The organism is Glycomyces albidus, from assembly GCF_009451885.1.
Classification (GTDB): domain Bacteria; phylum Actinomycetota; class Actinomycetes; order Mycobacteriales; family Micromonosporaceae; genus Glycomyces; species Glycomyces albidus.
The window spans coordinates 1-15,042 of the sequence record NZ_WIAO01000045.1 but is presented as its reverse complement, the minus strand read 5'-3'; the positions used below and the strand labels follow the sequence as shown (position 1 = coordinate 15,042).

Genomic DNA, 15,042 nt, shown 5'->3' with positions numbered 1-15,042 from the left:
GCGCTTCCGTCCTCGGGGAGGCCCGATGGCGTTGATGCTCGTGTTCGCCGCGGCACTGCCCGCTGCGGGGGCGCTCGCGGTGTGGGGGCTGCGGCGCCGGCCCTATGCGCACTGGGTCGGCGCCGGCGCGGCGGGGCTCGCATTCGCGGCGATCGCGCTGCTCCCGGTCGGACGCGGCAGCGGCGCGTGGCTCGCGGCGGACGGGAAGCTCACCGGCGGCTGGTGGCACCAGCTCTCGATCGCCTGGGCCCCTTCCCTGCACCTGGAGTTCTCGCTCGCGGTCGACGGCATCTCGTGGACCCTCGCACTCCTGACCGCGCTCCTGGGGGTCCTGTGCTGCATCCACAACGCCGTCGGGGCCGAGCAGCGCGCCGCCGACCTCCTCGGCGCCGACCGGACCGCTTCAGGTCCCCTTCAGGGAGCCCCGGGTACGGTCGCGACCGGGGGCCCTTCCCCGGCCGCGGGCGGCGCCGTCGGCGCGCCCGCCGGGAGTGCTGCTTCGGATCCCCTTGGGGTTCCCGCGGGCAGCGTCGAGACCGGATTCCCTTCACCTGCGGCGGCGCAGGTCCACGGCGTGCCCGCCGGCGCCGCCGGAGACGGCCGCGAATCGCCCGAGTGGCGGTCGCCGGTCCTCACCGCGCTGCTCCTCGCCGTCCAAGCCGCGTCGACGCTCGTGTTCCTCGCCGACAACCTCGTGCTGTTCTTCATCGCGTTCGAGGCGGTCCTGCTGCCGATGTGGGCGATCATCCACCGCTACGGCGACCCCGCCGCGCGGCGGCGGGCCGCCGCGAAGTTCGCGCTGTTCACCGTCGCCGGGTCGCTGCTCATGGCGACCGGCCTGTTCGTCGCCGTCGCCGACACCGGCACCGCCGACCTCGGCGCGATCATCCTCCTCGGCGGCGTCGGCAACGACGTCTCGCTCCTCGTGTTCGCGCTCCTCGCAATCGGATTCGCGGTCAAAGCGCCCCTGTGGCCCCTGCACTCCTGGCTCCCGGACGCGCACACCGCCGCGCCCACGGTCGGCTCGGTGCTCCTCGCGGGCGTGCTCCTCAAACTCGGCACGTACGGCCTCATCAGGGTCGCCGGCGGCCTCGCCCCCGACGGCGCCGCCGACGCCGCCCCGGTCCTCGCCGTCCTCGCCGCGACCGGCATCGTCGTCGCCGGCCTGGTCTGCCTGCGGCTCCCCGAGATCAAACGGCTCATCGCCTACTCCTCGGTGGGCCACATGGGCTTCGTGGTCCTCGCGTTCGCCGCCGGCACCGAGGCCGGCGTCCGCGCCGCCCTGTTCGGGAACCTCGCGCACGGCCTCGTCACGCCCCTCCTGTTCTTCCTCGCCGGCGCCCTCAAGGCCCGCACCCACACCGGCAGCCTCGGCGCGCTCGGCGGCCTGCGCCTGGCCGCTCCGGCCCTCGCCGGGCTCCTCGGCTTCGCCGCACTCGCCTCCCTCGGGCTGCCGGGCCTGGCCGGGTTCTGGGGCGAGGCGTTCACCGTGTACGCGGCGGCCGAACGCGGCGGCGCCTGGCTCGCGCTCGCCGCGGCCGCGGCCTTCGGGGCGTTCCTCGCCGCCGCCTACCTGCTGCGCATGCTCAGGCGCGTCAGCCACGGGCCGGTCGCGCCCGCCGCGATCGGCATCGGCGACGTCTCCGCCGCCGAAGCCGCCGTCTGGGCCCCGCTCGTCGCCGGGACGCTCCTCCTCGGGCTCGTCCCCGGCCCGCTCCTGACCCTGCTTGCGGAGGGGATCCTCTAATGCGGGTCCAGGCGATCGACCACGCGGCGATGCTGCCGCTCTACCTCGCGTCCGCCGCCGCGGTCCTCGCGCTCTTCGCGGGCCGGCTCGCGAAGGCCGCCGCCATGGCAGGCCTCGCCGCCGCCGCGGTCGCCGCGGTCGCGGTCGGCCTCGGACCCGACCGGGCCACGTTCGCCGTCGGCGACTGGCACTCCTACGTCGCCGACGACGCGGCCATGGGCGCCGCCGCGCTGTTCGCGGGACTCGCGGTCCTCGTCGCCGCCCTGAGCGGACGCCAGACCGGCGAGTACTGGTTCCTCCTCACCGCGTCCGCCGCGGGCGGCATCGCCCTCGCCGGGGCGCGGGACCTCATCACGCTCCTCGTCGCCGTCGAGACGCTCACCCTGCCGCTGTACGTCCTCGTGGCCCGGCCCGGCCGCGACGGCGCCGAAGCCGGGACGACCTTCCTGATCGCCTCCGTGACCTCCTCCGCGACCGCCCTCATGGGCGCCGCGCTCCTCTACGCCGCGAGCGGCACGGTGCACCTCGCGGGCCTCGGACCCGGCCTCGGCGGCGCCCACCCGGGCCTCACTGCCGCCGGCGCCGCCCTGCTCCTGTCCGGGCTCGCGTTCAAACTCGCTGCCGCACCGCTGCACGCGTGGGCGCCGCTCGTGCTCGAGCGGGCCCCGCTGCCCGTCGCGACCTACCTCGCCAGCGCCTCGAAGCTCGGCGGCGCCGTCGCCGTCACCTGGGTCGTCTTCTTCGGACTGTCGGACGTCGCGAGCGCGGGACTCGTGATCGCCGTCCTCAGCGTCGCGTCGATCGCGGTCGGGAACCTTGGCGCGCTCGTCCAGCGCCGCACGGTCCCGCTGCTCGCCTGGTCCGGCGTCGCCCACGCCGGGTACGCGCTCGCCCCGCTGGCCGTCATCATGACCGCCGCCGGACGCGAGCAGGCCGGGCCCGCCGCCTCGGCGGCCTTCGCGTACGCGGTGTTCTTCGTGCTCCTGGAGGCCGGGGCCTTCGCGGCGCTCACCGCCGTCCGCCCCGCCGCCGGGAGCGTCCTCGCCGAGGGCACGCCGGCGGACCGTGCCGGCGGGCACGGTCCCGGCGGGCGGATCGCCGAACTGGCCGGGCTGTGGAAGGCCGCGCCGCTGCCCGCCGCCGTGCTGCTCTTCTCGGTCGTCGGGCTCGCCGGGCTGCCGCCCGCGCTCGCCGGGACCTTCGCGAAGGTCGCGGTCCTCGAGGTGCTCGCGTCCTCGGCCGTCTGGCTGGCCGTCGTGGTCGCGGCCGGGGCCGTCGTCGGGCTCGCGTACTACCTGCCGCTCGCGCGGGCCCTCCTGATCGGCCGCGCCGGCCCGGCGCCCCGCCGGTACGCGGTTGCCGTCGCCCTGGCCGGGCTCGCCGTCGCCGCGGTGTCGCTCGCGCCGCAGGTCGTGCTGGACTTCACGGAGCTTTCCCGGTAAATCCACAGACTCGCGGGAAATACTGGCCGTAATCGAGATGTTGCTTTTCCCACAAGGAGGGAAACCCAACCATCATGAAGCACCACAACGGCCTCAAAACGGCGGTGCTGCTCGGCGCGATGTCGGCGATCGTGATCGCCGTCGGCTACGTCCTCGGCGGCTCCACCGGCGTCGTCATCGCCGCGGTGATCGCCGTCGGCATGAACGCGTACGCCTACTTCAACTCCGACAAGATCGCGCTGCGCGCGATGCGGGCCCGTCCCGTCGGCGAGGCGCAGGCCCCGCAGCTCTACGCGATGGTCCGCGAGCTCTCGCAGCGCGCCGGCCAGCCGATGCCGCGGCTCTACGTATCGCCGACCATGCAGCCCAACGCGTTCGCGACCGGCCGCAACCCGCGGAACGCGGCGGTCGCCGTCACCGAGGGGATCCTCCACCTGCTCACGCCCGCCGAGCTGCGGGCCGTGATCGGGCACGAGCTGTCGCACGTCTACAACCGCGACATCCTCATCTCCTCCGTCGCCGGCGCGCTCGCCAGCATCATCACGATGCTCGCGAACCTCGCGTTCTTCCTGCCGTTCTTCGCCTCCGAGGACGAGGACCGGCCGAACCCGCTCGTGCTGCTGCTGACGATGATCCTCGGGCCGATCGCGGCCGGGATGATCCAGATGGCCGTCTCGCGCTCGCGCGAGTACGAGGCCGACGCCGACGGCGCCCGCCTCACCGGCGACCCGCTCGCGCTCGCGAGCGCGCTCGAGAAGATCTCCAAGGGCGTCGACCGGATGCCCGCCCGCGCCGACAGCCGGATCGCCGAGCAGTCGCACCTGATGATCGAGTCGCCGCTGCGCGGCGGCGGCCTGGCGAGCCTGTTCTCGACCCACCCGCCGACCGAGCAGCGCGTCCGGCGCCTGCGCGAGATGGCCCGCGGCGTCGTCCGCTAAGAGGCGCACCGAAAGCCGCGCCAGCGATGCTGGCGCGGCTTGTCGCAAGTCAGATGTCGCTCCGGCCCTGGAGTGTCAGTAGATGCTGCCGCCGATGTCCTTGATGCCCGTGCGGACGTCGAGGAGGTAGACCAGCGCTGCCGCGATGGCGACGAGGGCGAACAGGTTGAGCCGGGCGTAGCCGCCGAACAGGAGCGCCAGGATGAGGCTCACGACGAGGAGCCCGAGCCAGGTGCCCTTCGAGAGGGTGCCGACGGCGTTGAACGCCTCCGGTTTCTGCACCGCGCAATGGATGACGGCGATCAGGGACAGGAGCGCGGCTCCGTATCCGATGATCTGCGAGATCACGCCCCGGACCTCGAAGGCGAACACGGCATCGAACTCTGGCATGTGGCCCAGCCTACCCGCAGGTGCTCAAAAGCCGGTCGGCTCGGTTACTTGCCGAGCTTGCGACGCTGAACGCGGGTCTTGCGGAGCAGCTTGCGGTGCTTCTTCTTCGCCATGCGCTTGCGCCGCTTCTTGATGACCGAGCCCATAGAGCTTCCTCACAGGTGTTCACTAGACAATACTTTGAGCCCGACCAGCCTAGCTCGTCTCCTCGGCAGCCCCCGCGCCGGGCGAGTTCGAGCGAAGGCCCCGTCACAGCTCGCGCGTGGCGGGGCCAGGGTCGACGGCCGGGTTCACTCGTCCGTCTGGAGGGCCTCGGAGAGGTACGTCTTGACGGCGCTCTCGGGAACGCGGAAGGAGCGCCCCACCCGCACCGCCGCGATCTCACCGTTGTGGACGAGCCGGTACACCGTCATCTTCGAGACGCGCATCAACTCGGCCACTTCCGTCACCGTCAAGAACTTGACCTCGTCGAGGAGGTCCCCGGGTTCGCTCATGTGTCTCACCGTTCTGTCGAGGGCTGTTGCGAGCACTAGTGCCTGTGCAAGGACGTGGGGTTGTGTGATGTGTTAGAGGTGCGGTGGACGCGAATGCCCATATGAACCGAAACAAGTCGGTCGTCACGGACCGTGACGTTGATGTCTTTCGATTGGGATGTTGCTCATGTTACGGCAGTCCGCGCCACCCGGCAACACCCGATCTCACACCGTCTGGGCAATGAATGCCGTAATCTCCTCCATCAGCCCGGCGTAGTCCTTGCCGTACACCGTCTGGGCGGCGTCGACCGCCGGAGTGCCCTCGCGCGCGGTCATGCCGAAGAACTCGGCGAACGCGTCCACCCCGTAGGTCTCGATCATGTAGTGCACGCCCAGGAAGCCGCAGCCGTACTTGCCGGAGCCGGCGAGCGTGTCGTCGTCCTCGTCCGGCGGCAGGATGTCGGACTCGCAGCCGCCCTGGGCGACGTAGTCGCGGACGTCCCACATCCGGTCGTAGTCCTCGAGCGCGCGGTCGCCGTGGTCGATGTACTCGGCGATGCCCTCGACCATCCACCACGTGTCGTCGGCGTACCGCTCGGACGGCGCGGCCCACAGCGTCACGGCGTGGCCGAGCTCGTGGCGGATGACGGAGACGAGCCCGTCGCCCCAGCCGGTGCGGTCGACGCCCATGACGGTGGCGTATGTGGACGGCTGGCGCTCGCCGTCGATCGTCCCGTTCAGCGGCAGCGCGAAGCCGAGGACGTCCTCGGAGTCCCACATGCCGCCGAACCAGGTGTCGAACTCCTCGTCGCTGGCGATGTAGATGACGTACCGGTCGGGCTTCTCCCAGTAGGCCCACTGGTCCGCGTTCTCGGCGGCCGCCTCGGAGATCGCCAGGGCCTCGTCGAGGCGGGCCGCCATGGACGCCGGGACGGCGGTGACGGTGCGCTCGCCGACCGCGGCCACGAGGTCGGTGACCTCCCACGGGTGCGGGCCCTCGCCGTACTCGGAGTTGGCGACCTCGATCATCCGGATGCCGGCGTCGTCGGCGCGCCAGCGCGTGTCGAAGACGATGTCGGCGGCCTTGCACGTCTCGGCGGGCTCGACGAAGCAGTACGACAGGGCGATCGAGATGTCGTAGAGCGGGACCGCGCCCGAGGCGTCCTCGATGGGGCCGGAGGCGATCTGGTAGTCCCAGCGGGAGACCTGCATCTGGGTGAGCGACTCGTACCGGCCGGTCATCTGGGTGTGCAGGGTCGGGTCGTACGCGGCGAGCCAGCCTTCGAGACTGGCGTTGAGCAGCGACTCGGACTGGGCGTCGAGGACGAGCTGGGCCTGCTCGCGCAGGTAGGCGAGGATCTCCGAGGCGGAGGCGTCGGGGCCCGGGCTGGGGACGGTGCCCTCTCCGGGTTCGACGGCGAGGCCCTCGATCGTGCCGGTCTGGTTCTCCGCGAAGCCGGGCCGCCAGCCGTTGACGAGTGCGCCGGCGAAGACCGAGGAGGCGACGAGGGCGACGACGACGAGGACGGTGACCAGGCGGTTGCGCCTGGGCTCGGGCCGGGGCGCGTAGTAGCCGGCGGGCCCGCCGGGCCAGGGCGGCATGGCGCTGACCGGAATCGGGCCGGACGGCATCGGCCCGTGCGGCATCGCGCCGGGGTGCGGGGCCCCCGGCGGGATCATCCCGTGCGCCTGCGGCGGGGGCATCATGCCGGGGGGCGCCATGTCGACCGGGAGCGCCGACGGCGGCTGTGTGGGCTCGATCATCGGCGGCATCGGCGCGGCCTGCGGGAGGGCGGTCTCGGCCCCTTCGGCCTGCGGCAGGACCGGCCCGGGGGCGACCGAGCGGTGCGCGTCGGGAGCGCCGCTGCGCTGCCCGGGCACGAGCGGCGCGGGACCGGGCGGGCTGCCCTCCGCGGCCTCGGCGGCGGGCTGCTCGGGAGATGCCGGGGGGAAGTCCTCGGGGGCTTGAGTCACGTTCGCAACTGTAGTCGCCGCTCGCTCATCGCGCGAGCCGCGAATGCGGCCCTTGCGCTGCGCGTCCGTCGATCGCGGTGCAGGTGAACGCGGCCGGGGCGGTGAAGGTCACGCCCGGCCGCATCGGAATCCTCTAAGACTTGGTCCACAGTGACCGGACGAACACGGCGAGGTTCGCGGGGCGCTCGGCCATCCGCCGCATGAGGTAGCCGTACCACTGGTCGCCGTAGGGCACGTAGACGCGCATCCGGTACCCCTCGGCGGCGAGGCGGAGCTGCTCGGAGGTGCGGATGCCGTAGAGCATCTGGAACTCGAACGAGTCCTTGTCGCGGTCGTACCAGCGGGCCCGGTCGATGCCGATCTCGATCAGCCGCGGGTCGTGGGTGGCGAGCATCGGGTACCCCTCGCCGGCCATGAGCGCGTTGATGCAGCGCACGTAGGAGCGGTCGACGTCGAGGCCGCGCTGGTAGGCGACGGACTCGGGCTCCTTGTAGGCGCCCTTGCAGAGCCGGATCCGGGAGCCGGCGACGGCGTGGGCCTTGCAGTCGTCCTCGGTGCGGCGCAGGTACGCCTGGAGCACCGCGCCGGTCTGCTCGAAGTCGCCGCGCAGGCGCTGCACGATCTCCAGAGTGGAGTCGGTGACCGTGTGGTCCTCCATGTCGACCGTGACGGTGGTCCCGGCGTCGGCGGCGGCCTCGCAGATCTCGCGGGCCCGGTCGTAGGCGAGCTCGGCGTCGATGCGCTGCCCGAGGGCGGAGAGCTTGACGCTGACCTCGGCGGCCTTGGACAGCCCCTCGCCCTTCAGGGCGGCGAGCAGGCCGAGGTACTCGTCGCGGACGGCGTCGGCCTGCTCCACGACGACGGTGTCCTCGCCGAGGTAGTCGAGGGTCGCGAGCAGCCCGTCGGCGGCCAGCGCACGGGTCGCGGCCACCGCGTGCGCGGTGGTCTCGCCCGCGACGTAGCGGCGCACGAGCGTCCGGGAGACGGGCGCGGTGCCGACGAGGCGCTCGATCTTCGATGACCTGGCAGCGGCGAGGATGACAGAACGCAGCATGAGTGCAGCGTAGCCTCCCGTCATGCGGGATCAGGTCACGGTGGCATAACACGTGCGCCGCAACATTGGAAACCAAGACTCGGATGCCAAGGAACGCTCCTCTTCCAAGGTGAACCAGCGGTCCGGCCTCGGTTCTCACTGCTCCTGGAGCTGCTCCTGGCCGGTCCGGCCCGCCCGCGGGGCGGGCACGTGCGGCGCGGACTCGGGCAGCCCGAGGAGGCGCCGGTACAGCTCGTCGTAGCGGCGCGCCTGGGTCTCCCACGTGAACTCGTCGAGGAATCCCGGCTCGGCGTACGGCTTCGTGTACCGGGCCCGGTCGGCGACGATGGCCTTCAGGGCCCGGGCGAGGTCGCGGGGGTCCTCGGAGCGGAACACCTCGCCGACGCCGAGATTCCGAACCAGCGCGGACATGACCTCGACGTCGGTGACCGCGACCGGCAGCCCGCCGTGCATGAACTCGAAGAGCTTCGTGGGCAGGGCGAGTTCGTGGTTCACCGGGCCCGACCGCAGCGGGTGGACGCCCGCGTCAGCGGTCGACAGGAACTGCGGCAGCACCCGGAAGTCCACATAGCCCATGAAGTGGACCCGGTCCGCGGCGCCGATCGCGGCCGCGCGCTCGCGCAGGCCGTCGACGTACGGGCCGGTGACGGTGTGCACGACGAACGCGGCGTGCAGGTCCGGCGCGAACTCGAGCGCGTCGACGATCGTCTCCAGGCTGCGGGCCGGCGAGGCCCCGCCGCAGTAGACCGCCAACGGCGTCCCGGGAGCGAGTCCGCAGGCGGCGCGCACGTCGCCGCTCTCGGGCGCCGGCAGGCCCGGGTCGGGCCGCGGCGGCGCGTTCAGGACGACGGCCGGGCGCTCGTCGAGGCCGTGGGTCGACTCGAGCAGCTCCGCGATCCGCGGCGAGACCGTCACGACCGCGTCTGCGAACGGCAGGTACTCGCGCTCATACCGCGGCCGGGCGGCCTGGCACCTCGGGTTCGGCGCCTGGACTCCGGGGAGGAACTCGTGGGCGTCGTACAGGAGCCGCACCGTGCGGCCCTTGACCGCGGCGCGGGCGACCGCGCGGGCCGCGACGCCGATCATCCGGTAGTCATGGGCGTGGATCAGGTCCGGCTTCAGCCGGTCGATCAGCGAGGCGTAGCTCAGCTCGTACTGCAGCGGCAGCGGTTCCAGCCGCCGCCAGGCCCGGTCGCCGAGGAGCCGGCACCAGAACGCCGTCTCGAACCGCTCGATGGCGCCGTCGTCCTTCGGCGCCTGCCAGTCGACGTAGGCGCGGGTCTGGTCCAGGCGGATCCGGAGCCACTTGGAACGCAGGCGGACCGCGAACCGGTGCAGCGGCCGCGGGGCGACCCGGCCGCCGGGGACGCCGCGCTGCGCGGCGAACCGGCGCTGCGCGACCTCGCTGCGGTCGATGCGGCGGCGCTCCCAGTGGCGTTCGGCGAGGACGTTGTTCGGGTACGCGAGCGGGAAGCGCAGCAGCGCGAGCGACTGGCGGAGGTTCCGGCGGGGCGGCATCGGCTTGAGCGTGCGCCGGTACACGGTGGCGCCGCCGAGGTCGTACCGGTCGCCCTTGCGGGCGTCGGTGCGGCCGATCAGGTGGACGTCCCAGCCGGCCTCGGCCATCGACACGGCGGCCTTCTGCACCCGTGAGTCGCCGTCGATCGTGGTGTCGACGAGCATGACCACTCTGGTGCGACGCTCGGCGTCGGCCATGGGCTTTCTCCTCCGTCCCGGGTCCCGGCCGCGGCGGCCGGGAGGGCAACTCCAAGGGATCGACAGTACCGCAGCACGGCGGTGCCGCCTCGCACGGCCGAATCGCTCAGGGACACTGGCGGCGGTGCCGGAACCGGCGACATGGGGACCGGCGGCGGTCGGATCGGGCCGCGCGGGAACGCCCGCGGCCGGGCCGGATCGAGCGGTAACAGGCCTGGCGGCCGGGCTGGGCGGTACCGGGCGGGCGGTCCGAACGCCCGCGGGCGATCGGAGCGCCCCGGGATTCGGCGGCGGTCGGATCGGGCGCTCACGGGCTGGGCGCAACCGAGGCGGGCGGTCCGGGACGCCGGCGGCGGGGTCGGAGCCGGCGCCCCGCGGCGCCCACGGCGAGGGCCGGAGCATGGGCCCCGACCACGAGCAGCGGGGTCAGAGCGGGAGGTACGGGTCGCGCTTCGGCCGGTCGGGGTCGGTCGGGTCCCATTCGCCGAGGGGGGTCGTCACCGGGCGGTCCGCGAAGACCTGCGGGTCGGCCGCCTTCGTGACCGCCAGGTGCGGGTAGCGCTTGGCGATCGACCAGCCCAGCGGGACCGTCGACTCGTCGGCGCACACGACCAGGTCGGCGTGCTCGAGGTCGAGCCGGCCGAGCCGGCGCACCGCCGGCCGGCGCAGCGCCTGGTGCCGGACCGGGCCGTACACGCGCCAGAAGAGGTTGCGGCGCAGCCAGGAAGCGCCCCTGCGGTGCACGCGGGCCGCGGCGCCGGCTCCCGGGACGCGGCCGTCGAGCCGGCGCAGGAGCCCGCCGGGCAGACGCTCCAGAAGCGTCTCGTACAGCCAGACCAGCGGCATCCGGTTCTCGGCCGCCGCGAGCGAGTGCACCCGGATCGACGGGTGGAGTTCGAGCGCGCGCCCCCAGCGCTGGCCGTCGGCGACGACGGCCTCCACGCGGACGCCGCGCTCGCACGCGTACGCGGCGTACCGGTTGGCGCGCTTGACCGCGCCGTTCCTGAACAGCAGCAGCACCACGCGCGGCGCGGTCTCGGTCGCGGTCACCGCCGGCCCCCTTCCACGATCGCGCGGCACCGCGCCTCGAAGGACTCCAGCGCCCGGTAGCGGGTGAACGAGGCGGCGTACTCGCGGGCCTTCGCGGCGATCGCGGGGTCCGCCCTGCGGGCCGCGTCCCCGGCCTCGGCCATCGCCCGGGCGATGTCGACGGGGTCGAGGCTGCCGGGCGCGAACCAGAGCGGGTAGCCGGCGAGGAGCTCCTCGGCGGCGCAGCCGGGCTCGTGGACCGAGACGATCGGCTTGCCCGTCGCCATGTACTCGAACACCTTCCCGGAGGTCACGTACTTCGAGCCGCCCGCGAGGAACACGAGGACGTCGCTCTCGGCGTAGGCGCGGCCGATGTCGGCCTTGGCGACCGGGCCGCGGTAGGCGATGCCGTCCGGCACGCCGTCGTCCAGCCCGAACTCGGTGCGCAGCACCGCCTGGCTGCCCGCGAAGAACCCGAGGTGGCCGTACAGGTCGAGGCGGGCCCCGGGGCGGCGGCCGTCCGCGGCCATGCGGGCGAACCCGTCGAACAGGGGCTTGACCGGCTGGACCTTCGTGATGGTGCCGACGTACGCGTAGGCGAGCGGCCGGTCCGCGCCCGGGGCGGGACCGCCGGTGTCGAGGACGTCGGAGTCGAGGACGTCGGGATCCCAGCCGTTGAGGACGACGTGCATCCGGTCGGCGGCCTTCGGGTACCGGTCGGCGTGCCAGGTCCTGAGCGCCTCGTTGACGAACAGCGCCCCGGCGGCGTGCTCGAGGATGCGGCGCTCCCAGCGCCAGGCGCGGTGGCCCGGCGGGAACGCGTCCTCGTTCGTGAACAGGTCGAGCGTCCACGAGTCGCGGTAGTCCACGATGTACGGCCGCCCGGTGCGCCTGCCGAGCCGGTACGCCGCCGCGAACGCCGAGAACGGGTTGCCCGTGGCCAGCACCAGGTCGAACGGGCGCTCCCGGTGGAGCCGCAGCCCCTCCTCGACCGCCGAGTCGCCCCAGGAGTTGTAGACGTCGGGGAACTTGAACCGCTGCTTCCAGGCGTGGACGCGCTTGGCGAGGAACGGGAAGTTCCCGCGGAAGGCCCCGAAGCGCCGCACGTCCTGCTCCCAGGGGAAGAAGTCCAGGTGAGGCTGGACCGTGGCGATGCGCGGGTCGACCGTGGCGACGAGGCTCTCGTCGAGCGAGCCGACGACGTCGGTGAAGAACCGGTCCGGGGCGCGCAGGACGGTCACGTCCCAGCCGGCCTCGGCGAAGTAGTTCGCGGTGGCGCGGGCGCGGTAGACGCCGCTGGCGCGCGAGGGAGGGAAGTAGTACGCCAGGTAGAGCAGGCGGGGGCGGTCAGGCACCGGCGTCCTCCGTGCGGGGTTCGAAGGAGAAGGTGGTCACGAGGCCGGGGCGGGCGTCCAGGAGCGCGGGGAGCCAGTCGACGCCGAGCTCGACCGCCTGGGGCTCGTGGAGGACGATCCAGTCGAAGTCGCCGTCGGCGAGTGCGGCCGCCAGGAACGCGCGGCGGTGCGCGTCGCGCAGCGCCCGCGTCCGGGCCTTGCGGCGGCGCGTCGAGGGGCCGAGGACGGTGCGCCGCCACCAGGCCGCGGCGGCGTCCGCGGGGCGGCGCAGCGGGCCGCGGCCGACGCGGCGCAGGACGCCCAGCGGGATGCGGTTCAGCACGACCGCGACGAGGGCCGGCTCGGGGGCGACGACCGCGGTGGCGCCGCTCCACTGGACTTCGACGCGCTCGTCGAGCGGCGTCTCGTCCCAGCTGGGTCCCTCTTCGGCGAGGAGGCGAACGCGGTGCCCGGCGTCGAGCGCGGCGCGCGTCTCGGTGGCGAGCGCCTGGCGCCACACGCTCTTGGGAGCGACGAACACGACGGTCACCGGTCCCCCTCCCGGTCCCAGACCGCGAAGTGGCGCTGGGCGACGGCCTCGTAGGAGTACTTGGCGCGCAGGTGCTCGCGCGCGGCGGCCACGTCGGTGCCCGCGGGGTGCCGCTCGCGCAGCTCCAGGTAGGCGTCGACGAGGACGTCCGGGTCGGGGTCGACGTCGAACAGCCGCCCGGCCTCGGTCTCGATGCCGTGCAGGACCTGGTCGGAGCCGCCGGAGCGGGTCACCAGGACCGGGGTGCCGGCGGCGAGCGCCTCGACGACGACGACGCCGAAGGTCTCGTGGCGGCTGGTGTGGACGAACAGGTCGTGGGAGGCCATGAGGCCGGCGACCTGGCCGGGGTCGACCGAGCCGAGGAATTCGACGGCGCCGGTGACGCCGAGCCGGGCGGTGAGCGCCTCGAGGTCGGCCCGGAGCCGTCCGTCGCCGGCGAGGGTGAGGGTGATCTCGGGGTCGCGGTCGCGGCAGCGCCGGAACGCCTCGATCAGGTAGTCGATCCGCTTGCGCTCGTTCAGGGCCGCGACGGAGAGCCACCGCCGCAGCGCCGCAGGGGGCCGCTCGCGGGGGGCCGCGAAGTCGATCGGGTTCGCGATGTACTCGAGTTTCGCGGCGTGGTGCGGGAACTCGGCGGCGATGCGCTCGTAAAGGGGCTCGCCGACGACGAAGAACCCGTCGGCGCGTTCGAGGATCTCGTCGTAGCGGGCGCGGGCGGCGGGCTGCTCGAGGAGTTCGGCGAGGAACGAGGCGTGCTCGGTCATGTAGACGCGGGCGCCGGGCGCGGCGTTCTCGAGCGCGGCCCAGCCGCCGGTGATGGGCACGTGCGCGTGGACGATCGGCGCCTTGAGCGGCGCGCCGCCGAGGAAGGCCCGCAGCCAGCGGGCCGACGCGTCGGAGTGGGTGATCCACCGGGTGTCGCGCGGGGTGAGGGCCGGGACGCGGTGGAGGACGGCGCCGCCGGCGGTCGCGAGCGGCGCGTCCGAGCGGGCCAGCAGCCGCGCGTGGAGGTCGACGACCGCGGGGTCCGCGTCCAGCGGCGCTCCGACGGCGCCGACCGGCCAGCTCTTGAGGTGGTACACCGCCAGCTCCGCGCACCCGTGCGCGACGGCCTCGACCTGTGCCCGCACGAAGGCGCCCGCGTAGGTCACCTGGGGGTCGGGGTACCAGGGCGTGACGACCGCGACGTGCCGGTCTGCGTTCACTGGTGTTCCTTTCTCAGGCGCCGAGGATGCGCCCGTAGAGGTCGGTGAGCCGCTTCGCCTGGCCGTCCCAGGTCCACTCGTCGAGGGGGACGCGCTCGGCGTACGCCTTGCGGTACGTCTCGGGGTCCTCGAGGACGCGGGTCACGGCGCGGGTGAAGTCGGCGGTGTCCTCGGCGGTGAAGACCTCGCCCTGGCCGGTGCGGCGCACGAGCTCCGACATGGTCTTCACGTCCGAGACGACCACGGGGAGGCGCGCGTGGGAGTACTCGAAGAACTTCGTGATCAGGGAGATCTCGTGGTTGCCCCAGTGGTGGATGGGGATGACGCCGAGGTCGGCCTCGGCGAGGAACGGCACCACCTGCCGGTGGGGCACGTACGAGAGGACGTGGACGCGGTCGGCGACGCCGAGCGCCGCGGCCCGCTCCTGGGTGCGCTTGACGTACCGCCACTGCGGGTAGGACACGATGAGCGCGGCGTGGACCTCCGGGAGCGCCGGGAGCGCCTCGACGAGGATGTGCAGGCCGCGCTGCTCCAGCGGCGCGCCGCTGTAGACCATGAGCGGCGTGCCCGGGCCGATGCCGCAGCGCTCGCGCAGGCCCGGCCGGGGCTGTTCGACGGCGCCGCCGGTGTCGGGGACGTTCATGACCACTTCGGGCAGTTCGGGGAGCCGGTGGCGCTCGCGCATCATCTCGGCGAGCGTCTCGGAGACGGTGACGACCGCGTCGGCGTGCGGCGCGAACTCGCGCTCGTGGCGGAGCTGGGCGTCCTTCCACCACGGGTGGTTCTTCCACGACTTCATGCCCGGCAGGTACTCGTGGGCGTCCCACACGAGCTTCACGTCGCGGCCGGCCGCGGCGGCGCGGAGCTTCGCGCGGGCGCCGACGCCGAGCATCTGGAAGTCGTTGGCGTGGATGAGGTCCGGCCGCAGCTCGTCGACGACGGGCCCGAACGACAGCTCCAGGTCCCACAGGGCCGGGTCGAGGCGCCGCCAGGCGCGGTCGCCCATGGTCGCCTTCCAGAAGGACGCGGCGAGCCGGTCGACGCCGCTCGCGGCGGCGGCGCGGCGCTCCTCGAGGCGGCGGGTGGCCCGGCGGCGCACGCCGGTCCAGCCCCAGAACAGCCGGTACGCGGCCTCGCGGGGCGCGAGCGCGAGCCCGGAGCGGCCGCGGGCGCGGTCGGTGTCGAGGTCG

The 15,042-nt window shown here is 73.6% G+C and carries 14 protein-coding genes; 3 read left to right on the top strand and 11 right to left on the bottom strand.

The window, feature by feature from the left end:
* Window positions 1–25: 25 nt before the first annotated feature.
* From GFD30_RS27295 to htpX, 3 genes are all read left to right on the top strand, one after another.
* Window positions 26–1,747, top strand: a complete 1,722-nt coding sequence (locus GFD30_RS27295) for a complex I subunit 4 family protein (protein ID WP_227996943.1) — start codon at window positions 26–28, stop codon at window positions 1,745–1,747.
* Entirely contained in the window at window positions 1,747–3,189 is a 1,443-nt protein-coding gene (locus GFD30_RS23425) for a proton-conducting transporter transmembrane domain-containing protein (protein WP_153027579.1), read from the top strand. Before GFD30_RS27295 ends, GFD30_RS23425 begins: the two co-directional genes overlap by 1 nt.
* A gap of 74 nt (window positions 3,190–3,263) precedes the next feature.
* Window positions 3,264–4,127, top strand: coding sequence for a zinc metalloprotease HtpX (gene htpX / locus GFD30_RS23420; RefSeq protein WP_153027578.1), 864 nt, complete (start codon window positions 3,264–3,266; stop codon window positions 4,125–4,127).
* Between the two features lie 75 nt (window positions 4,128–4,202).
* Here htpX and GFD30_RS23415 read toward each other — a convergent pair whose 3' ends face one another.
* The 11 genes from GFD30_RS23415 to GFD30_RS23365 form a co-directional block, all read right to left on the bottom strand.
* Complete coding sequence (locus GFD30_RS23415) at window positions 4,203–4,517, bottom strand: DUF2516 family protein (RefSeq protein WP_153027577.1); 315 nt, start codon at window positions 4,515–4,517, stop codon at window positions 4,203–4,205.
* A 44-nt stretch (window positions 4,518–4,561) separates the two neighbouring features.
* Entirely contained in the window at window positions 4,562–4,663 is a 102-nt protein-coding gene (locus GFD30_RS23410; protein ID WP_081687713.1) for a 30S ribosomal protein bS22, read from the bottom strand.
* Between the two features lie 144 nt (window positions 4,664–4,807).
* On the bottom strand, window positions 4,808–5,011 hold the full coding sequence (locus GFD30_RS23405; protein WP_091031906.1) for a helix-turn-helix domain-containing protein: 204 nt from the start codon (window positions 5,009–5,011) through the stop codon (window positions 4,808–4,810).
* Window positions 5,012–5,215: 204 nt separating this feature from the next.
* Window positions 5,216–6,964, bottom strand: coding sequence for a gluzincin family metallopeptidase (locus tag GFD30_RS23400; protein ID WP_153027576.1), 1,749 nt, complete (start codon window positions 6,962–6,964; stop codon window positions 5,216–5,218).
* 133 nt (window positions 6,965–7,097) lie between these two features.
* Window positions 7,098–8,018 (bottom strand): proline dehydrogenase family protein, encoded by a 921-nt coding sequence (locus tag GFD30_RS23395; protein WP_153027575.1) that lies wholly within the window; start codon window positions 8,016–8,018, stop codon window positions 7,098–7,100.
* Between the two features lie 135 nt (window positions 8,019–8,153).
* Entirely contained in the window at window positions 8,154–9,734 is a 1,581-nt protein-coding gene (locus GFD30_RS23390) for a glycosyltransferase family 4 protein (RefSeq protein WP_194202088.1), read from the bottom strand.
* Between the two features lie 426 nt (window positions 9,735–10,160).
* Window positions 10,161–10,784, bottom strand: a complete 624-nt coding sequence (locus tag GFD30_RS23385) for a hypothetical protein (protein WP_153027573.1) — start codon at window positions 10,782–10,784, stop codon at window positions 10,161–10,163.
* Complete coding sequence (locus GFD30_RS23380; protein WP_322633545.1) at window positions 10,781–12,118, bottom strand: glycosyltransferase; 1,338 nt, start codon at window positions 12,116–12,118, stop codon at window positions 10,781–10,783. Before GFD30_RS23380 ends, GFD30_RS23385 begins: the two co-directional genes overlap by 4 nt.
* Window positions 12,111–12,647, bottom strand: a complete 537-nt coding sequence (locus GFD30_RS23375; RefSeq protein ID WP_153027572.1) for a hypothetical protein — start codon at window positions 12,645–12,647, stop codon at window positions 12,111–12,113. Before GFD30_RS23375 ends, GFD30_RS23380 begins: the two co-directional genes overlap by 8 nt.
* Entirely contained in the window at window positions 12,644–13,852 is a 1,209-nt protein-coding gene (locus GFD30_RS23370) for a glycosyltransferase (protein ID WP_153027571.1), read from the bottom strand. The genes GFD30_RS23375 and GFD30_RS23370 overlap by 4 nt, the downstream gene beginning before the upstream one ends.
* 13 nt (window positions 13,853–13,865) lie before the next feature.
* A partial coding sequence (locus GFD30_RS23365) for a glycosyltransferase family 4 protein (protein WP_153027570.1) occupies window positions 13,866–15,042 on the bottom strand: 1,177 nt, incomplete at its 5' end.